Source organism: Altererythrobacter sp. (genome assembly GCF_050299635.1).
In the GTDB taxonomy this organism is placed as follows: domain Bacteria; phylum Pseudomonadota; class Alphaproteobacteria; order Sphingomonadales; family Sphingomonadaceae; genus Erythrobacter.
The window spans coordinates 1-19,410 of the sequence record NZ_JBNKWF010000034.1; the positions used below are offsets into that span (position 1 = coordinate 1).

The 19,410-nt window shown below is 62.2% G+C and carries 19 protein-coding genes, 1 tRNA gene and 1 pseudogene; 14 read left to right on the forward strand and 7 right to left on the reverse strand.

All coding sequences use genetic code 11. The features are described 5' to 3' along the window. Window positions 1–224: substrate-binding domain-containing protein (locus tag ACQY6C_RS13950; RefSeq protein ID WP_427969755.1), on the forward strand; the 224-nt coding region annotated here is incomplete at its 5' end. A gap of 384 nt (window positions 225–608) precedes the next feature. Beyond that, entirely contained in the window at window positions 609–3,380 is a 2,772-nt protein-coding gene (locus tag ACQY6C_RS13955) for a DUF3857 domain-containing protein (RefSeq protein ID WP_427969757.1), read from the forward strand. A gap of 233 nt (window positions 3,381–3,613) precedes the next feature. Here the strand turns inward: ACQY6C_RS13955 and ACQY6C_RS13960 are convergent. Both ACQY6C_RS13960 and ACQY6C_RS13965 read right to left on the reverse strand, forming a co-directional pair. Continuing rightward, window positions 3,614–3,700, reverse strand: a tRNA-Leu gene (locus ACQY6C_RS13960). Between the two features lie 126 nt (window positions 3,701–3,826). Then, window positions 3,827–4,771: an MJ0042-type zinc finger domain-containing protein gene (locus ACQY6C_RS13965; protein ID WP_427969759.1), complete on the reverse strand. Its 945-nt coding sequence runs from the start codon at window positions 4,769–4,771 to the stop codon at window positions 3,827–3,829. Window positions 4,772–4,927: 156 nt separating this feature from the next. On the opposite strand from ACQY6C_RS13965, the gene ftsE reads away from it, so the two are divergent. Genes ftsE through ACQY6C_RS13990 form a run of 5 tightly spaced genes read left to right on the forward strand, consistent with a single transcriptional unit; the run spans window position 4,928 to window position 8,366 of the window. Continuing rightward, a complete protein-coding gene (ftsE, locus tag ACQY6C_RS13970; RefSeq protein WP_427969761.1) occupies window positions 4,928–5,677 on the forward strand; it encodes a cell division ATP-binding protein FtsE in 750 nt (249 codons plus the stop codon). Then, on the forward strand, window positions 5,674–6,606 hold the full coding sequence (locus tag ACQY6C_RS13975) for a cell division protein FtsX (protein ID WP_427969763.1): 933 nt from the start codon (window positions 5,674–5,676) through the stop codon (window positions 6,604–6,606). Before ftsE ends, ACQY6C_RS13975 begins: the two co-directional genes overlap by 4 nt. Beyond that, the gene (locus tag ACQY6C_RS13980; protein WP_427969765.1) at window positions 6,603–7,133 is read left to right on the forward strand and encodes a YdcF family protein; all 531 of its coding nucleotides are present in this window, start codon (window positions 6,603–6,605) and stop codon (window positions 7,131–7,133) included. The genes ACQY6C_RS13975 and ACQY6C_RS13980 overlap by 4 nt, the downstream gene beginning before the upstream one ends. An 8-nt stretch (window positions 7,134–7,141) precedes the next feature. Then, window positions 7,142–7,822 carry a lysophospholipid acyltransferase family protein gene (locus tag ACQY6C_RS13985; protein WP_427969786.1) on the forward strand — a complete coding sequence of 227 codons (681 nt, stop codon included), beginning with the start codon at window positions 7,142–7,144 and terminating at the stop codon, window positions 7,820–7,822. Then, window positions 7,815–8,366, forward strand: coding sequence for an MOSC domain-containing protein (locus ACQY6C_RS13990; protein WP_427969767.1), 552 nt, complete (start codon window positions 7,815–7,817; stop codon window positions 8,364–8,366). The genes ACQY6C_RS13985 and ACQY6C_RS13990 overlap by 8 nt, the downstream gene beginning before the upstream one ends. An 80-nt stretch (window positions 8,367–8,446) precedes the next feature. On the opposite strand, the gene ACQY6C_RS13995 is transcribed toward ACQY6C_RS13990, so the two are convergent. Next, a complete protein-coding gene (locus ACQY6C_RS13995) occupies window positions 8,447–9,361 on the reverse strand; it encodes a prephenate/arogenate dehydrogenase family protein (RefSeq protein WP_427969769.1) in 915 nt (304 codons plus the stop codon). Next, complete coding sequence (hisC, locus tag ACQY6C_RS14000) at window positions 9,358–10,470, reverse strand: histidinol-phosphate transaminase (protein ID WP_427969788.1); 1,113 nt, start codon at window positions 10,468–10,470, stop codon at window positions 9,358–9,360. Before hisC ends, ACQY6C_RS13995 begins: the two co-directional genes overlap by 4 nt. Window positions 10,471–10,588: 118 nt before the next feature. Between hisC and metX the strand changes: the two genes are divergently transcribed. Together metX and metW are read left to right on the forward strand one after the other, a co-directional pair. Next, the gene (metX, locus tag ACQY6C_RS14005; protein WP_427969771.1) at window positions 10,589–11,683 is read left to right on the forward strand and encodes a homoserine O-acetyltransferase MetX; all 1,095 of its coding nucleotides are present in this window, start codon (window positions 10,589–10,591) and stop codon (window positions 11,681–11,683) included. Next, window positions 11,680–12,288: a methionine biosynthesis protein MetW gene (metW, locus tag ACQY6C_RS14010; RefSeq protein ID WP_427969772.1), complete on the forward strand. Its 609-nt coding sequence runs from the start codon at window positions 11,680–11,682 to the stop codon at window positions 12,286–12,288. The genes metX and metW overlap by 4 nt, the downstream gene beginning before the upstream one ends. A gap of 49 nt (window positions 12,289–12,337) precedes the next feature. Here the strand turns inward: metW and ACQY6C_RS14015 are convergent, their stop codons facing one another. Further along, window positions 12,338–12,730: a VOC family protein gene (locus ACQY6C_RS14015; RefSeq protein WP_427969774.1), complete on the reverse strand. Its 393-nt coding sequence runs from the start codon at window positions 12,728–12,730 to the stop codon at window positions 12,338–12,340. A gap of 105 nt (window positions 12,731–12,835) precedes the next feature. On the opposite strand from ACQY6C_RS14015, the gene ACQY6C_RS14020 reads away from it, so the two are divergent. The 5 genes from ACQY6C_RS14020 to ACQY6C_RS14040 all read left to right on the forward strand — a co-directional run bounded on the left by ACQY6C_RS14020 (window position 12,836) and on the right by ACQY6C_RS14040 (window position 17,286). Continuing rightward, on the forward strand, window positions 12,836–13,195 hold the full coding sequence (locus tag ACQY6C_RS14020; protein ID WP_427969776.1) for a hypothetical protein: 360 nt from the start codon (window positions 12,836–12,838) through the stop codon (window positions 13,193–13,195). Between the two features lie 108 nt (window positions 13,196–13,303). Beyond that, on the forward strand, window positions 13,304–13,744 hold the full coding sequence (locus tag ACQY6C_RS14025) for a hypothetical protein (RefSeq protein ID WP_427969778.1): 441 nt from the start codon (window positions 13,304–13,306) through the stop codon (window positions 13,742–13,744). A 93-nt stretch (window positions 13,745–13,837) separates the two neighbouring features. Then, window positions 13,838–14,509, forward strand: coding sequence for a glutathione S-transferase family protein (locus tag ACQY6C_RS14030; protein ID WP_427969780.1), 672 nt, complete (start codon window positions 13,838–13,840; stop codon window positions 14,507–14,509). A 10-nt stretch (window positions 14,510–14,519) separates the two neighbouring features. Then, entirely contained in the window at window positions 14,520–14,927 is a 408-nt protein-coding gene (gene msrB / locus ACQY6C_RS14035; RefSeq protein ID WP_427969782.1) for a peptide-methionine (R)-S-oxide reductase MsrB, read from the forward strand. A gap of 115 nt (window positions 14,928–15,042) precedes the next feature. After that, window positions 15,043–17,286, forward strand: a complete 2,244-nt coding sequence (locus ACQY6C_RS14040; protein ID WP_427969790.1) for a transglycosylase domain-containing protein — start codon at window positions 15,043–15,045, stop codon at window positions 17,284–17,286. Between the two features lie 119 nt (window positions 17,287–17,405). Here ACQY6C_RS14040 and ACQY6C_RS14045 read toward each other — a convergent pair whose 3' ends face one another. Both ACQY6C_RS14045 and ACQY6C_RS14050 read right to left on the reverse strand, forming a co-directional pair. Next, on the reverse strand, window positions 17,406–18,926 hold the full coding sequence (locus ACQY6C_RS14045; RefSeq protein ID WP_427969784.1) for a Do family serine endopeptidase: 1,521 nt from the start codon (window positions 18,924–18,926) through the stop codon (window positions 17,406–17,408). A 179-nt stretch (window positions 18,927–19,105) separates the two neighbouring features. Then, window positions 19,106–19,410, reverse strand: a pseudogene (locus ACQY6C_RS14050) (protease modulator HflC); the annotation flags it as partial.

Genomic DNA, 19,410 nt, shown 5'->3' on the forward strand with positions numbered 1-19,410 from the left:
TTGGTGTACCCAATGGCCTTTCGGTGGCTGGATTCGACGATTCTCCCTACGCACGCCTTACGCCTGTGCCGCTCACAACGGTCAACCAGCCTATCGCCGATATGGTCGAAGCCACAATCGCTATGCTTATAGGAGAAAAGGGGCCTTCCGGAGTCGGAGACCAATTGCGATTGCCATGCAAAGTGATCGAGCGCAGTTCGACCAGGCCCTTTGCACGGTCCTAGAGGAAAACAGTCTGGTCCAGATTAGGCAAATGCACCCGAAAGCATTGTCAAATTAACGCCCGCAGGCCGCACTGATGCGCAGTCACTGAGTTTCATTTCTCAGCAGCGGACGCGGCTTGCCACTCCGCGAAATCGCGGTTTGGGTATTTTCGCATTGTCTTGCTGGAGAAGGGCGAAAAGCGATGTCGCTTGAAGGAAATGGGCTGCATCCCAGCACTCCTATGCGACTCAGTGTCGCAAGGGGAGAGAGGTTAGCGTTAGACTGACACTTCCCAGCGTGCATGCGTTGACGCTGAACCATCTGCACAGGTTACATCTCTGATTTTCGCGGCTATTACGTCAAGTTCTTGAGAAGATCAGGGGCAATGGATGCGATCAATTGGATTGGCCTGTCTGGCAACGACGGCAGTAATTTCCGCGCCAGCGCATGCGGACGATACGGTGAGATATGGGCCAACGGCTGACTGGGTCGAAGTGACCGATGGCACCAAGGTCGATCGGGAAGAAAAGACGCCGCTCGCGTTGCTCGATATCCAGCAAAGAATAGAAGGCGGTACCGTCACGATTTATGTCGACCAGGCGGTGCGGCTCGACAGTCCCCAGGCACTGACAGGTGCGGGTACGAGCAGCTTGTTGTGGCTGCCTGATAAAGGCAACCTCACTGTGCACCGGGTGGAAATCCTGCGCGGCGAGGAGACCATCGATGTGCTGGCCGGTGACGCTCGATACTCCGTCTTGCGCCGGGAAACCAATCTGGAGCAGCGCGCTTTGGATGGCATGCTGACTGCTACGATGCCGGTCCCGGGCCTGAGAATAGGGGATATCCTGCGGATCTCCTATACGCAGACTCTGAAAGACGAGACGCTGAAAGGCAACGCGCAGCAGGTTTCTCCGCTGCTGATGGAGCCGTTCGAGGCATCGTTCGGCAGGATCATCCTGTCCTGGCCTTCGGACGAGGAGGTGCGGTGGAAGGCCGGGCCCGATCGAATTGACGCGCATGAAGAGATGAAGGGGAAATACCAATTCGTCTCGGTCGAATTGCCTCTGCCCAAACGCGAAGACCTTCCCGGCGATGCGCCGACGCGGGTGACTCGAGGCCCAATCTTTCAGGCCGGTACCTTTGCCAACTGGCGAGAGGTCTCGCAGGTCTTTGCGCCGCTCTACACTGTAGAAGACACAGTAACTCCAGGCGGCTCACTGGCGGCGGAAATCGAAAGGATCAAAAGCCAGACCGATGATCCTCTGGGTCAGGCAGCCTTGGCGACCGAGCTGGTTCAGAACAAGATCAGCTATCTCCTCAACGGCATGGCGGGCGGCAATTATCGACCGCAGGCGCCGGAAGAGACCTGGAAGACCCGTTATGGCGATTGCAAGGCAAAGTCTCTGCTTCTGCTGGCGATCCTGGATGGACTGGGCATTGAAGCAGAACCGGTGTTGGTCAGTGCCAGAGCTGGCGATGCAGTGCCGGACACGCTGCCCATGCCGGCTGCATTCGACCACGTGATCGTCCGGGCGACAATTGGCGGCGTATCCTATTGGCTTGATGGAACCTCTGCGGGCACTAGACTTGCCAGTATCGCGGATACGCCCGATTTCCGGTTCTACCTTCCGATTAGCACGGATGGCGCCGATCTTCAGGAGATTGAACCGCGCGTTCCTTCGGTTCCATCGATCGATCTGGATATCGTGTTGGATCAGCGCGGTGGGGTGGACCTTCCCACGATTGCGGATGTCACCGCCCGATTCTCCGGCCCCATGGCCAGCCAGTATGATGCAATCTTCAAGCAAGCCAGCGCCGAGCAGCTCGAAGACTTCTACGATAATTTTGCCAGCTCGCAGTTTCGCGGAGCGAACGTCATCGATGGCGACTTCGCCTATGACGAGGCCTCCGGGATTGCGACCGTTCACTATTCAAGTATCTTTACATCCCCATGGCAAGCCGATGGTGAGAGAAAGAGGCAAAGGCTCACTTCACTTCCTAGTTCCAATATCAACTTCAATGCCGATCGAAGCCGTCCTGCCTGGCGCGAGATTCCCGTTAATTTGGGAGGCCCAACGCTCGAGAAGTATGATCTGACTGTGCGCCTGCCCGAAGGGGAGCCTGGCTACCTCCTAAGAGGAAAGGCGCAAACAGATCTGGAATATGCCGGAAGGCGTGTGGTTCGGACGGTGGAACTCGGTGGCAATGTGCTTACGGCGCATGAACGGCATGAGAGCACCGGTGGCGAATTGCGGGCTGCCGAGATTCCCGCAGCGAAGGCAAGGGCCCAGCGCCTCAAAAACTCGGCCCCGTTCCTGACTGCGCCGGCAAATGCGGCTCGTTCGTGGGAATATGGCAAGTCCGCGCTGCGCAAACGGCTCAAGCCACTCGAAGAAGCCTATCAGGTGGTGATCGATCGAGATCCGGACGAAGCCAGACCTTACCTCAACCGCGCCAGTTTCCGATTTGGCACGACTGATTTCAAAGGGGCGCTGACGGACTATACGAAGGCGATCGAACTAGACCCGGTGGCGGAGAACTATACCGCTCGCGCCGACACCCGGTACTCTCTCGGGGACCTGGAAGGCGCGATCGCGGATGCGCGTAAAGCGTTCGAGGTTTCGCCATCGGCTGACTTCGCCATGTATCTCGCTCGCTTGCTGGGTGAGAACGGAGACAGTGACGAGGCAATGGCGCTGATCGAAGAGTTCGATGACTATGGTGAGAATCACGAAAACTTCGTCCATACTCGGGCCGACATCCTAGCCTATGCGGGGCGCGCTGACGAAGGCCTCGCAGATATCGACGCTCTGATTGAGGAGCGTCCGGGCCAGGCGTATCTCTACAATGCTTCTTGCTGGTACCGCGCGCGGTTCAGTGTCGGGTTTGATCAGATGATCGACGTTTGCAATCGCGCCGTTTCGCAAGGAAGTTCGGCTGCCGCCGCGCTCGACAGTCGCGCTCTCGCATGGTTGCGGCTAGGGGAGCCGGACAAGGCCTTGGCCGACGCAAATGCAGCTGTCGCGCTGGTTCCACAATTGAGGCAGGCTCGATATTTACGAGCCTTCATCCAGCGCGAACTTGGCGACAGGTCTGCTGCAAGCGATTTGTCTTATCTGTCACGCACATTCCCGGGCATGAGCAAAGAATATGCTCAGTATGGGTTGGAACCATAGGACGAGGCATGAGCCCCGGCTTAGTAAAGGCAATATTTGGGCCGATCCATTCCCATTGCAGTCAGTTTTTCACGGCCTGAGGCAGGCCATGATATTCGGCCGATATCGGCAGATCGAAGTGCAGTCTCTGACTGCAGTTCCGAAAACCGGACATGCGAAACCCCGCAGAACTGCGCGGTTTCGGGGTTAGTCCTCTAAGCCCATTTCGAATTGTCCGGTATCCCTGGACTGTATGGTGCGGTCGAGAAGACTCGAACTTCCACGGCCTTTCGGCCACAACGACCTCAACGTTGCGCGTCTACCAGTTCCGCCACGACCGCACACAGTCATCAAAAAGGGGCAGAATCGTCAGCCCCTCGTGAACAGGTGCGGCCCCCTAGCAAGGGGCTGCATACACCGCAAGCACTTTGCATTGGCCAAGCGGACTTGCCGCACGGGAAGTTAGATTATTTGGGTTTCCACCCGATCTCGGCAAATTTGGCCGCGCGCGGGATATCCGTCACGGCTTCCTTGATCGCCACGGTCTCGCCGGGCGCAAGTTCGGGCTTGGGCGGTACGATCGACCAATCATAGACGATGCGGTCGCGTTCGTCCCTCAGCACGATCCGGATCGGCGGCACCGCCACGGTTTCGCGCCCGATGTTGGTGACCGTCCCGCTGGCTCCGAAATATTCCGTGCCATTGGGGAGCGTCCGGCGATCTTGCTGGCCGGGCGGAAACTCCAGCCGCAGATTGGGCTGATTGACGCCAAAAGTGGGTCGCGTCACCGGAACCCAGTCAGGCATGCCCCAATAGCTGACACCAACCGCCGTTCCCAGCGCCAGCGCAGCAAAGACCATGGCCGCAGCTGTCCACAATTTGAGCGGATTGCGCCGTGGGCGAAATGGCGGTTCGTAATCGAACTGCGAGGCATCGTCCTCATCCTGCCCATAGAAGGCCGGTTCAGGCTCCGGCGCACTTTCTGCGGCTGGCTGCGGTGGTTGCTCGTAAGAAGGGGGAGCTGGCGGCTCGGGCGAAGGCTCTTCCACCACGCGCTGGGCGACTGCGGCTCTGGCCGCTTCGCGTGCACCCGCGGGCGTGCGCCAGTGACTGACCGAAGGTTTGGGCGTAGGTCCTGCCTCGGCAGCGGGCTCGCTCTCGTCTGGCGCTGCGGGCCCTGCCTCAGGAGTTGGTGCGGGCTCCGCCTCAGGAGTGGGTGGGGTCGCTTCCCGGGGCGCTGCCGGAACCGGATCGGCAACCTCATCGGCAGGCTTTGCCGGCGCTTCGAGCTCCGGTCCGTCCTGGAACCAGCTATGCTTGCACTTCGCGCAGCGCACCGTGCGGCCTTCAACGCCGATGGCGCTATCGGGGACGACATATCGCGTCTTGCAGGCGGGGCAGGCGATGATCATGCAGTTTCAGGCATTAAGGCGGTGCATCACCGGCAACAAGAGCGCCGCCGATGTTCGAAGCGCAAAGGCGGCTTTTTTCCACATCGAAACCCCGATATGGCGCCGCCGAGCCATGATTATGTTTGCAGCCAGCATACCTTGGGATACAGCCGCGGCATGAGCGAGCGCCAGGGCGACATCGTGACATTCGACAATGTCGGGCTCCGTTACGGCACCGATCCAGAAGTGCTGCGGAACCTGTCGTTCTCGCTGCACCCTGGCCGGTTCTATTTCCTCACCGGGGCATCCGGCGCAGGCAAGACCAGCCTGTTGAAACTGCTTTATCTCGCGCAGCGGCCTTCGCGCGGTGCAATCCGCATGTTCGGTCAGGACATGATTACCCTGCCGCGAGCCCGCCTTCCGGGTTTTCGCAGGCGGCTGGGCGTCGTCTTCCAGGATTTCCGCCTGGTGGACCACCTGACCGCATTCGAGAATGTTGCGCTTCCGTTGCGGGTGGCGGGCGTGCGCGATGGCGAATTGCGCAAGCCGGTTGCAGAGATGCTGGAGTGGGTGGGCCTTGCCCATCGGTCGGAAGCGGTGCCGGCGCAAATGTCGGGCGGTGAGCAGCAGCGCGTGGCGATCGCGCGCGCAGTGATAGCCCGGCCCGAATTGCTCGTGGCTGACGAGCCGACCGGCAACGTCGACCCGGAAATGGCGCTCAAGCTGCTGCGCCTGTTCGAAGCGTTGAACCGGTTGGGTACAACTGTGGTGGTGGCGACCCACGATGTCCATTTGCTCAAGAAGGTAACGGATTCGCTCATCATGCGGCTCGACAAGGGGCGGCTCGCCGATCCTACCGGCGCCTTGCGCTATCCGCCGCGACCGGGGCCCGCGCGCCGCGATACGGGGGCGCAGGGCGGACAATGAAGAAACCTCCGCAGATAGGACGCTCGCTGTTTCGCGACTTGCCCCGCCTGTCCGGGCGACGCTCGGCCAGCCTGGTGCCGCAACGCCGGATTGCGGGGCCTGTCTCATGGGTGATTGCGATCATGATCGCGCTGATCGTGATCGCTGCGGCCGGGGGGCTGGGCCTTAACAATCTGGCGGACCGCGCGCGTGCAGACCTTTCAGGTGCCGTGACGGTCCAGATTGCCGAGGCCAATGCCGAACTGCGCGAGAAGCAATCGCGTGCGGTGGCGGCTGAGCTGGTGCAGGATCCGGCAGTCGCATCGCTGCGCGCCGTGCCACAGGAAGAACTCGGCGCCCTGCTCGAACCGTGGCTGGGTTCGCTCGATGCGGAAGGCGCGGTGCCCGTGCCCGCATTGATCGATGTGGAATTGCGGCGCGAAGCCGACGAAGCGGAAGTGGCGCGCCTGCAGGCGCTGGTCGAGAAGACTGCGCCGGGCGCGCGGGTCGATGCGCAGTCGAGCTGGCTCAAGCCGGTCTATTCCGCCCTCTCCGCGCTGCAATATCTGGCACTGGTGCTGATCGCGCTGCTGTCTGTGACTGGTGCGGCCGCGGTCTGGCTCGCGGCACGCAGCGCTTTCACCAACCATCACGAGACGGTGGAGATCGTCCACCTGCTGGGCGGCACTGACGAGCAGATCGCGCGCATCTTCCAGCGTTCGGTGGCGATAGACGCGGCACTGGGCGGGTTGATCGGTCTGGTGCTGGGAGGGCTGGCGGTATTGCTGATCGGGCAGCAATTCGAAGGGCTCGATTCGGGCATGATCGCGGGCGGCACACTTTCCCGGATCGACTGGCTGGTGATTGCCGCGATCCCGCTGGCCGGAATGCTGGTGGCGCTGCTCACTGCGCGGATCACCGTGATGCGAGCATTGAGGCGGATGCTATGATCAGTCGCTTCATTGCCGCCCTGGTGCTCGTTTGGGCGTTCGGCTTCCTGTGGTTCGCAATTGCCTTGCCTCAGCCCGCCGGCGATGCCCGGACCGATGCGGTCATTGTCCCAACTGGGGCAGCGGGCCGTATTCCTCACGGGCTGGAAGTGCTCGATGAAGGTCTGGCCAAGGCGCTGCTCGTCACCGGAGTAGATCCCGAGGTGACGCCGCGCGAGTTCGCCGCCGAGTTCGGCGTCAGCGCCCGGCAGATGCAATGCTGCGTCACGCTCGGCTTTGCCGCTGTCGACACGCGCAGCAACGCGACCGAAACGGCCAAATGGGTACGCGAGAATGAAGTCTCATCGCTCCGGCTGGTAACCACCGACTGGCACATGCGGCGGGCAACCTCCGAACTGGCGCGGATGCTGCCCGAGGATGTGACTGTCGTCCACGATGCGGTGCCGTCTCAGCCGGATCTCGGCACCCTCTTCCTGGAATATCACAAGCTTCTCGCCAGCTGGGCGCGCGGCCTGACCGAACTGTGAGTGGCGCAATGCCGGTGATCCGCAGCCTGATCTACTATCCGATATTCTACGGCATCAGCACGGTGCTGGTAATTGCATCGGCGTTGGCATCCTTCGTGAGCCGCGCTGTGCTGCGCCGCGTGGTACGGGCGTGGACTGACTGGCACCGCTGGTGCGTTACGCATTTGCTCGGCATCGAAGTGCGGATCGAGGGCGAGATTCCGCAGGAACCGGTGCTGCTGGCGATCAAGCATGAGAGTTTCTTCGAAGCGATCGACGCGCCCACGCTACTCGATTTTCCATCAGTTTTCGCCAAGCGAGAGCTGTTTGCGATTCCCGGCTGGGGCCGCGCGGCGCGGGTCTATGGCCTTACCCCGGTTTCACGAGATGCTGGCGCGCGCGCCTTGCGCCACATGCTTGCTGCTGCGCGCAAGCGGCTGGCCGAGGGGCGCCCGCTGGTACTCTTCCCTGAAGGAACGCGGGTTCCGCATGGCTCCAGGCCCCCTCTGCAGGCAGGCTTTGCCGGGATCTACAAGCTGCTGGGCATTCCGGTGGTGCCGGTCGCGGTCAATAGCGGCCCGCTGTACCACCGTCTGTGGAAGCGAAGCGGGACAGTCACATATCGCTTCGGAGAAACGATCCCGCCCGGCCTTCCGCGCGAGGAGGCTGAACGAAGGGTCCACGCCGCGATCAACGCGCTCAATGATTGATGGCGCGCCGAGGGTGGTTGCGGTAGCGCGCGATGGTTCGCACCGCTTTTCCAAAGTGCTTGAGACTGAGATACGCCTGATCGCCGGGCTGGGCGTTGATGGCGACGCGCACTGTGGGGAGAAAGTCCAGCACCGTTCGAGAGTGGCGGTGAACCCCGATCAGCCCAATCTGCGGCAGGTCCATCTACTTGCGTTCGAGGTGATCGAGGAGATGAACGGTAAGGGTTATGCGTTCAGCCCCGGCGATCTGGGCGAAAACGTGACCACTTCGGGCATCGCATTGTCGGAGCTGCCGCGCGGAACGCACCTCCGGCTTGGTCGGGAGGCGGTGATCGAGATCACTGGGCTGCGCAATCCCTGTGCGCAGATCGAGGCATTCCGTCCCGGCCTGTTGGGCGAAGTCGTGCGCAAGGGTGCGGATGGCGCGATCGAGCGGCGCGCGGGAATCATGGCAGTGGTGGTGAGCGGCGGTATCGTCAGGCCTGATGATACAATCGGGATCGAATTACCGCCAGAGCCGCATGTCGCGCTCGAACGGGTGTAGGACGTGTAGGACTACTCCGTTCCAGTTCGAGCGCTTGCGCGCCCGTTTTGACCAGCCTCCCTCTCGGCCAGGAAATCCCCTCAGTGCTCGCGGCCGAAATCGGGCCGTTCGTCGTCCTGGCCTTCTTCGATGATCCCGCGGCGGATTGCGCGCGTGCGGGTGAACAGTTCGAACAGCGCTTCGCCGTCGTCGCGGCGGATGGCGCGCTGCAACGCCGTCAAGTCCTCGGTGAAGCGGCCCAGCATTTCCAGCACGGCAGGCTTGTTGTTGAGGAAGACGTCGCGCCACATGGTCGGATCCGAAGCGGCGATGCGCGTGAAGTCGCGGAAGCCGCCGGCCGAGTACTTGATCACTTCGCTGCGCGTCACATCCTCGAGGTCCGAAGCTGTGCCGACGATGGTGTAGGCGATCAGGTGAGGGATGTGGCTGGTGACGGCCAGCACCAGATCGTGGTGTTCGGCATCCATCAGCTCGACCCGCGCGCCGAGCCGGGTCCAGAAATCCGATAGCGCATTGACCGCGTCGCCATTGGTCCCGGTGGGCGGCGTGAGGATGCACCAGCGGTTCTCGAACAGGCTGGCAAAGCCCGCTTCGGGTCCGCTCTGCTCGGTGCCGGCTACCGGGTGCGCGGGGACTACGCGGTTGTTAGGCAGCGCGGCTCTGAGGTCTTCGGCAACGCTCTGCTTCGATGATCCGACATCGCTCACAATAGCATGGGCGGGCAGGGTATCGGCGATGTCATGCGCGGCGCCCGCCATTGCGCCGACAGGCACGCAGAGGATCACCAGATCGGCTTCGCGCACGGCGTCGGCGGCGCTGTCGGCGACTGATCCGACTAGCCCCAGCTCGCGCGCCTTGTCGCGAACCTTCGGGTCGGCGTCATAGCCGGCGGTGGCGATCTCCGGTGCATGTTCGGCAATGGCCAGCCCGATCGAACCGCCGAGCAGGCCGAGCCCGATGATCGCCACAGATTTGATGGCGCGTTCCGTGCTCATGCGGATTCTCCAACCAGCCCGCGCAGCACATTCGTGATTGCGTCCATGTCTTCACGCTTGCCGATGGTGATGCGCAGCGCTTGCGGCAGGCCCTGGCTGGGCAGGTGCCGCACGGCGTAGCCCGCTTCGGCAATCGCATCCAACGCCCGCTCGGCAGTCAGGTCGCCTTCGAACAAGACCAGCAGGAAGTTGGCGCTGCTGGGAATGGGGCGCAGCCCGTGATTGCCCAGCGCCTGGATCGAAGCGGTGAAGCGAGCGAGCTCCGTGGCGTTGTGAGTGCGCGACCGCTCGACGAAGTCCTGGTCGCCCAGCGCAGCAAGAGCGGCAGCCTGTCCACTGGCGGTGACGTTGAACGGGCCGCGAATGCGGTGCAGCACATCGATCAGATGCGGCGCACCTGTCGCCCAGCCGACACGCTCGCCGGCAAGCCCGTAGATCTTTGAAAAAGTGCGCGTGACGAGCACGTTGTCATGCGCCGCCGCGAGCGCGAGTCCGTCATCATCTTCGCCCGGCACGACATATTCGGCATAGGCCTGGTCGATCACGAGCAGCACATTGCTCGGCAGGCCCGCATGGAGCCGCTGGATCTCGCCGCGCGGCAGGTAGGTGCCGGTAGGGTTGTTTGGATTGGCGACAAACACGACGCGGGTCCGCTCTGTCACAGCACCCAGCAGTGCGTCGACATCGGTGGCGTAATCCTTGTCGGTCGCCTCGACCGGCGTTGCGCCGCATCGCCTTGCAGCAATGTCATAGACGGCGAAGCTGAAACGGCTGAACAGCACTTCGTCGCCCGGCCCGGCAAAGCCTTGCGCGGCGAGGTTGAGCAATTCGTCCGAACCTGTACCGCAAACGATCCGCGCGGGATCGATCCCGTGCAATGCGCCGATGGCAGTGCGCAGCTCGATACTCTCGGGGTCTGGATAGCTGGCCGGGCCCGCTGCCTGCGCGCGTGCTGCCAATGCCGCCTCGCTGGTGCCGAGAGGATTCTCGTTGGCGGACAGCTTGATCAGCCGCCGCCCGTCTGCCGCCTTCGCCTTGCCCGGCACATAGGCGTGGATGCCCATCACCCATGGTTTGCCTTCGGGACGCTGTGATTGCTGCTCGCTCATGACGGCGGGCGCATAGCGGCTTTCCTGCTGCAAAGACAGGGCGAAATGGGACTTGGGCAAGTGTGCGATTGACACTGTGATTGACAGCGCGCGCGCCCTCGCCCAAGTCGCATCCCCCATGGCCGCCTCGCCCGCCTCGAAGAGCGTCACGCTCGCAGCAGACCTGCCGCTCGACAGCGGGCAGAGCCTTGCGGGTGTCGAGATCGCCTATGAAGCCTATGGCGAGCTGAACGTGGAACGATCCAATGCCGTGCTTGTCTGCCATGCACTGACGGGCGACCAATATGCTGCGTCCGATCATCCAATTACAGGCAAGCCCGGTTGGTGGGAACGAATGGTGGGGCCGGGAAAGCCGATCGATACGGATCGGTTCCACGTCATTTGCGCCAATGTGATCGGCAGCTGCATGGGCTCGACCGGGCCGGCCAGCCTCGCCCCTGATGGTGCGCCCTATGCCATGCGTTTTCCGGTCATCACGATCCGTGACATGGTGCGCGCGCAAATGGCCATGCTTGATCAATTGGGGATCGAGCAATTGCACACGGTGATCGGCGGTTCGATGGGCGGGATGCAGGCGCTGAGCCTGGCCGCCAATTTTCCCGAGCGTGCCGCGCGGGTGCTGGTAATCGCTGCGACCGCGCGCCATTCGGCGCAGAATATCGCCTTCCACGAAGTCGGGCGGCAGGCAATCATGGCCGATCCTAACTGGAAGGATGGCGACTATTATGGTGGCGCCTCGCCGGACAACGGGCTGGCTGTGGCGCGCATGGCGGCGCATATCACCTATCTTTCCGAAGAGGGGCTGACGGAGAAGTTCGGACGGCGGCTGCAGAATCGCGAATCCAAGAGCTTCGGCTTCGATGCCGATTTCCAGGTCGAGAGCTATCTGCGCTATCAGGGCAGCGGCTTTACCCAGCGCTTCGACGCGAACAGCTATCTCTATATCACCCGCGCGATGGATTATTTCGACCTGGCAGAGGAGCGCGGCGGCCTGCTTGCCGATGCCTTTGCCGGTACGAAAGCGCGCTTCTGCCTGGTCAGTTTCGACAGCGACTGGCTCTATCCCACGGCGGAAAGCCGCCACATCGTTCATGCGCTCAATGCGGCGGGCGCACCGGTCAGCTTCGTCGAACTCAGCGCGCCTTTCGGACATGACAGCTTTCTGCTTGAGGTTCCTGCGCTCGATCGCGTCATCAAGGGATTCCTCGAATGAGCGGCGCGGCAAACGGCAAGCCCTTGCGGCCCGACCTTGCGGTGATCGCAGAGAATGTCGCACCGGGCAGCCGCGTGCTCGACATCGGCTGTGGTGACGGGCGGCTGCTGGCAGAGCTCGTCGCGCGACACAATGTCGATGCGCGCGGGCTGGAGATCGATCCGACCTGCGTCGAGCGCTGCGTGGCGAAGGGACTTTCTGTGGTGCAGGGAGATGCCGATCGCGACCTGGCCGATTATCCTGACAAGGCATTCGATTACGCCATCCTGAGCCAGACATTGCAGACCGCAGCGCGGCCCGACCGGATGCTGGACCAGCTCTTGAGGGTCGGGCGGCAGGCTTTCGTCAGCTTTCCCAATTTCGCCCATTGGCGGATGCGCGCCGCGCTGTTGTTCGGCGGCAAGATGCCGGTTACGCGTGCGCTGCCCGTGAGCTGGTACGAGACGCAGAACATCCACCATGTGACGGTCGCCGATTTCCGCGACCTGATCGCGGATATGGGCGTGCGGGTGGAGGATAGCTGGTTCTTCGCCGGAGAGCGCGCGATCGGCGGCGCCGGTGCAAACTGGCGCGCCGAATTCGCGGTGTTCAGGCTCAGCCGCTAGCTGGAACTCCAGGCTGTTCAGCCAGCCTCCAAATCAACCTGCCCTCAACTCAGCCTGCCCTGTGCAGCGCGCAGACCTTGTTGCCCGACGGATCGCGCAGATAGGCGAGGTCCAGCGTTCCCATGGCACCTTGGCGAGGGCCGGGCGGGTCTTCGATCGAAGTGCCGCCATTGGCCACGCCTGCGTCGTGGAAAGCCTTGACCTGCTCCAGGCTTTCGCATGCGAAGCCGATGGTCGAACCATTGCCGCACGTCGCCGGGTTCCCGTCGATCGGATTGCTCAAGCAGAAGATGCCGCCATTGTGGATGTAGAACAGGCGCACAGTTCCGTCGTCCTTCACGTCACGATTGGGCTCGCCCGCGCCCAGTACGCCCAGGACCGCGTCATAGAACTTCTTCGATGCCTCGATATCGGTAGCGCCTAGCATCACATGGCTGAACATATTGGTTCTCCTTTGAAACTTAATTGCGACCTAGGATGGCTCCGGCGAGTGAGCAAGCGCGTATTTGTAGCGCGCGGTTCATTTCGGCTGCTATAGGCTACGCGCATGATCCAAACCGCATTTCTCGCCGCCTTGCTTGCGGCCGGCACTCCGGGCGCTGCCGCTGCGCCCGCACCGCAGATTTCAGCTGAAGGGCAGGCGGCCCTGCGCTGCTCGGCCGCCTTCGCGCTGGTTTCCTATGGTCAGGCACATGGCGAGGAGTCGATGCTGCAATGGCCCGATCTCGATCCGCGCGGGCGCGAGTTCTTCGTGCGGACCATGGCGCAACTGATTGACGAAACCGGGCTTGATCGCGACCAGGTGGCAGAACTTGCAAGCAAGGAGGCGCAGCGCCTGCTCGATCAGAACGAGGTGGACAAGGTCATGCCATCCTGTCTTGCGATGCTGGACGCCTCGGGAATCTAGGCTCTCCCGATTATTACGCTGATAATCGGCAAATGCGGCTTTTCGTTCAGCTTTCTGCAAGCGAAGCTGAATTAGAGCGCAGGCAACCCTAAATCACCGGAGAATGCCATGCGGTCCTCCTATCTTGCCGTTGCGGCAGCGCTTGCTGCCGCCAGCCCCGTTTCGCTCGCTGCACAAGAGGTCGTCCCCGATTCCGATTCGCGCGTGGCGGATCTTTCGGACCGGTTGAGCGATCCCGAAGAGCAAGAACGCATCGCCGGCATGGTGGATGCAATGGGCGAAATCTTCCTTGCAATGCCCGTCGGGCCGATGATGGAAGCCCTGTCCGAGGCTACTGGTGAAGATGGTCCCGATGTCGATCGAAACGCCACTGTGCGCGATCTGGCCGGACCGGGCGCAGATCGTCTGCCTGCGGAAATCGCCGACAAGGTGCCGCATATGATGGGAATGATGGCCGCCATGGCCAGGAGTATGGATGCGATGCGTCCGATGCTCGAAGCAATGGGACAGTCCTTGCGCGAGGAGATCAGATCCGAGGGTCGCTTCTGATCATCGCGCCGCTCGCTGGCTTCGGCCAGCGAGCGATACTGTATAGTTACTGTATAGACGCGCATCGCCCCATCCGGCATTAGGACGATCCATATGTGGCGCCTGTACCAATTCCCTCTCTGTCCGTTCAGTCGCAAGATTCGTTTGCTGATGGGCGAAAAGAACATCGCTTATGACATGGTTCGTGAAGACCCGTGGTCGGCAAGCGACATGTTCTTCAACCTCAACCCCGCCGGGCGCACGCCGGTGCTGATGGATGCCGAGCGCGAGCTGATCCTGGCTGACAGCCGAGCCATCGCCGAATATTTCGAAGAGACGGTCGAGACTTCACCGATGATCAACGGCACTGCGGCCAATCGTGCGGAAATCCGCCGGTTGGTCGCGCTGTTCGACGAGAACTTCTACAACGATGTCACCGCCCCGCTGCTCAACGAACGGATGAAGAAGCGGATCGTGCTGCGCCAGCCGCCCGATTCGCGCGTTTTGCGCGAAGCGATGAAGCTGGCGCATGGCCATCTCGACTATATGGACTGGCTGATCGACAACCGGCCCTGGCTCGCCGGATCGCGCATGAGCCTGGCGGATCTTGCCGCCGCGGCGCAGATTTCAGTCGCCGACTATCTCGGCGGAATCGACTGGAAGGGGCATGAGCAGACGCGCGGCTGGTATTCCGTGTTCAAGAGCCGTCCCAGCTTCCGCCCGCTGCTGACAGAGCGGATGGACGTGATCCAGCCTCCGCCGCATTATGCCCAGGTGGATATGTGAGGATGTGGTGATGTCAGAGAAAATCGATCTTACCGACGCCGAATGGCGCGAACGCCTGACGCCCGAGCAGTATCACGTGCTGCGCGAAGCCGGGACCGAGCGCGCCTTCACCGGCCAGTATGACAAGCACTACGCAGCAGGCGAATATATGTGTGCCGGTTGCGGTACCGTGCTGTTCGAAAGCGACGCCAAATATAACAGCGGTTGCGGCTGGCCCGCCTTCACCAGGCCCGCTGGCGGGGATACGGTGGAGGAACGCAGCGACACTTCCTTCGGCATGATCCGCACCGAAGTGCTGTGCGCGAAATGCGGCGGCCATCTGGGCCATGTCTTCCCCGACGGACCTCCCGACCAGGGCGGTATGCGCTATTGCATAAATTCGGCTTCGCTCGACTTCGATGCGAAGGACGGGGAATAGCTCCCCGCGCCCGTTCACGCCGGGTTACAACTCGCCTATGCAGGTGATTGGATGATCGTGGACCATTGCAAGTGACGGACGGGTAGTGACTTCCAAGCGGGGAGCCAAAATGCGGATGGGCAAGCGCGGTAGCCGCCGTGCTGCTTCTGAAAGGCGTTCGCAGGAGCAATCCGGCAAGCGTCGTTCGCGCCGCAGTTCCGGCGGTGGAGGTCGCGGAGGCGGCAAAGGCGGCGGCAACTCTCCCTTCGCGCGCTGGGCCAGGCGCCTGCTGTTGTGGGGCACAGGACTTGCAGTGCTTGGTATCGTGGTGCTGGGCATCGCGGTCGCTTTCGCCGCCAAGTCGCTGCCCAGCTATTACCAACTCAAGGCGACGCAGAACGCCCAGACCATCCTGGTGCGCGCACGCGATGGAAGCGAGATTGTGGAACTTGGGCCGAGCTTCGGCGAATGGCTCGACCATGACGAGATTCCCGCCACGATGAAGGATGCGATGGTCGCAGTCGAAGACCGGCGCTTCTATTCGCATTTCGGGGTCGATCCGATCCGCCTCACAGGCGCGATCGTGGAATCCTTTACGGGTGACAAGCGCATTGGCGGCACGTCGACCATCACGCAGCAGCTCGCACGCAACGTCTTCCTCAACAACAATCGCACCTTTGACCGCAAACTGCGCGAAGCCGTGCTGGCGATGGCGCTCGAATGGAAGTTCTCGAAGGAGCAGATCCTCGAGCTATATCTCAACAAGGTCTATTTCGGCGGCGGGGCCTACGGTATCGACAGCGCCAGCCGCAATTTCTTCAGCCATCCGGCGACCCGGCTCTCGACTGCCGAAGCGGCGATCATCGCGGGACTTGTGAAGGCTCCGTCGAGCTATTCGCCCACTGCCGATGTCGATGCAGCGGTTGGCCGTGCACGCGTGGTGCTGCAATTGATGCAGGAGCAGGGCTACATCACGGCATCGCAAGCGAAGGTCGATGTCGATTCGGTCAAGTTGAAGAAGAGCACCGGACAGAACTCGGTCCGCTATTTCACCGATTGGGTGCTGCCGCAGCTCGACATATTGCTGCCTGAAACATTCGAACCGATCGAGGTCTGGACCACTATCGATGTCGGCATGCAGCAAGCGGCCACGGCGGCGGTCAAGGCCAATGCGCCCAAGGGTGCGCAAGGTGCCCTGGTCAGCCTCGACCGCGACGGGGCGATCCTGGCGATGGTGGGCGGTACCGACTACGTCGAAACCAATTACAACCGCGCCACCAATGCCATGCGCCAGCCAGGGTCGGCATGGAAGCTGTTCGTCTATCTCGCCGCGCTGGAAGCGGGCTACACGCCTGACGACCGGGTGGTCGATACACCAGTCACGATCAACGGCTGGAGCCCGCGCAATTCCAGCGGCCGCAATGTCGGCGAGATCGATTTGCGCACCGCTTTTGCCTATTCGATCAATACGGTCGCGGCGCAGCTCGGGAACGAGGTCGGTTTCGGCACAGTCGCATCGATGGCGCGGCGGTTCGGAATTACCTCGCCTATTTCGACCTATCCTTCGATGGTGCTCGGCAGCAGCGAAGTGCGGTTGCTCGACATGACGCGCGCCTTTGCGGCGGTTTCGGCGCGCGGCACTTCGGTCGAACCCTTTGGCGTCATCAAGGTGACGACGGCAGGTGGCGAAACAATCTACCGGCATGAGAAACCGCGGACGAGCCAATTGGTGCCTGACTATGTCGCGGCCGGGATCACAGACCTGCTGCAAACGGCGGTCAACACCGGCACCGGCAAGGCTGCACAGATCGGGCGTCCGGTAGCTGGCAAGACCGGCACCACCAGCTCCAACAAGGATGGCTATTTCGTCGGATTTTCCAGTGGGGTCACGACCGGCGTATGGATGGGGCGCGATGACAACAAGCGCGTACCGGGGCTGCAGGGCGGGCGTGCCCCGGCGCAGGCCTTCGCCGCCTTCATGCGCTATGCGGTGAAGGATCGCCCTGTCGAGGAATTCGATACAGAGCTGCAATTGCCCGAGTGGAGGCTCGAACCCGACGATGAGTATCTCTACGGCGACCCGGACGATTACTATTTCATCGACGAGCAGGGCAATCTGATCGAACCTGGCAGGCGCGAAGCCGATCCGCAGGGCGAACTGCCGTTCCCGGTCGAAGGTGAGCAACTGCCCCGCGAGCGTTTGCGGCCCGACTTGCCCAGCGAAGCAGGACAGGCGGCCAGCGACGAGTTCCTTGAACGTGCCACGGGACAGGACCTGCCGCCCGATTCACCTCAGCCACCGGCTGAGCCCCCGATGCCGCGCACGGTGAGGCCGAGCGAGATGGCAAACGAGCCGAGGCAGCCTCCGCCCGGGTATTAGGGCGCGTGGACAAATTCCTAATGGCCCCGCGTCGGGTTTGGTCCAGACACACTTTCCCAAACGAAAAGGGCGCCGCGGATTGAACCGCAGCGCCCGTTCGCGTCCTTGAGAGGGCAGGATCAGCGGCGAATACGTACCGGGAAGTAAGCCGGCGTGCCGCCGCGACGCTGAACACGCAGCAACACTGCATCGCGCCCCGCGTTCTCGGCCTCTTCGACGATCGACTCAAGGTCGCTGACCGAAGCAACTTCGCGGTAGTTGGCGGAGAGTACGATATCGCCGCGCTGCAGGCCCTTGCGGGCTGCATCTGCATTGGGATCGACCGCACCGATAACCAGCCCGACAGTGTCTTCGTCGGCACCAAGCTGGCGCGCGATCTGCGGCGTTAACGGCAGGACCTGAAGGCCCAGCTTGTCGGTGATTGCGCTATCGGGCTGCGTCGGTCCCTGGTCTGGCTGGGCATTCGGATCGAACATCTGTTGCTGGCGCAGTTCGTCCTCGCTCGGGCGCTTGCTGATCGTGGCCTGGACAGTGCGCGCCCTGCCATCGCGGATCAGCTCGATCGGGATGCGGGTGCCCGGCTTGATATTGGCGACCAGGAAGGACAGCGTCTGATCCTTCGTCACATTTTTCCCGTCGATACTGGTCACGACGTCGCCCGGCTTGATACCGGCCCGGTCGGCTGCACCGTCGGACTGGACCGACTGGACGAACTCGCCGCGGTTGCGCGGCAGCCCCAGCGAATCCGCCAGATCTTCGGTTACCGGCTGGATCGTCACGCCCAGGAAGCCGCGCTCGATTTCCTCGCCTGCGCGCAGCTTGGCGACAATCGGGGCCGCGGTCTCTGCAGGAATCGCAAAGCCGATGCCCACGCTGCCGCCTGTGGGCGAGAAGATGGCATTGTTGATGCCGATCACATTGCCCTTCATGTCGAACAGCGGACCGCCCGAATTGCCGCGGTTGATGCTGGCATCGGTCTGGATGTAGCGGTCATAGGCGCCGCCGCCGGTGTTGCGCAGCACGGCGGAAACGATCCCGCTCGTGACGGTGCCGCCAAGCCCGAAGGGATTGCCGATCGCAATCACCCAGTCGCCCGCGCGCACATGCGCGGAGTCCCCGAATTTGACGAAGGGGAAGCTCTGGTTGGACTTGATCTTCAGTACCGCCAGATCGGATGCGGGGTCCGCTCCGACCAGATCGGCCTCATATTCCGTGCCGTCAGGCATGGTGATGGTGATTTCCTCCAGCGTGGCCCGGTTGTCTGGAGCGACCACGTGATTGTTGGTCACGACATAGCCATCGGATGAAACGATGAAGCCGCTGCCCAGCGATTGCGCTTCACGAGTCTGCGGCTGGGCCTGCTGCCCGCGCCGACCGAACAGATCGGCAAAGGGCGTTCCGGCAAAGGGATTGTTGGCCTGAACTTCCACGCGCTGGCGGGTGGCGATGTTGACCACCGCCGGCTGCAGCTGGGCGGTCAGGTCGGCAAAACTCTCGGGCGCTCCTGCGCGCGGGACCATCTGGCGCATATGCGTCTCGTCGTTCTGGGCGACTTGAGCACCCGCCGGGTATCCGGCCACCAGAGAGGCTGTAGCGCCGCCAATCAGCAGCGCACTTGTCAATCCATATACGTAACGCACGGGCTTCACGTCCTTCTGTTCCTCTTCATTTCAAAGCGCGTCAGCGGCGCTTTGGTTTCCGCCTTCAAGACTCCGATAAAGCGACTTTCGCACTTAACGTCGATTGAACGACAGATGTAATCGGTAGTCTCCAGTGGGTCGCTCGTCGGATCGCTAATGGTTAGCCGAGAGGTACCCCGTCAGCGCTGGCCACGAAACTGCCGGAAATATTCGCTGTCGTCAGACAGGACCAGTGAGCTTTCGCCCGTGCCCTGCCCGAACGTACGGCGGTAGCTCTCCATCGCGCGATAGAAATCGTAGAACTTGGGATCCTTACCATAGGCGGCGGCATAGGTAGCAGCGGCCTGTGCTTCTGCTTCGGCACGGATGATCTGCGCGTCCTTGCCGCCCCTTGCCTTGATAGTTTCGGCTTCGGCCTCGCGGTCGGTCTGCATCCGGGTGAAGGCGGTCTCGAGCGGCGAACCGTCGGGCAGATCGGCGCGCT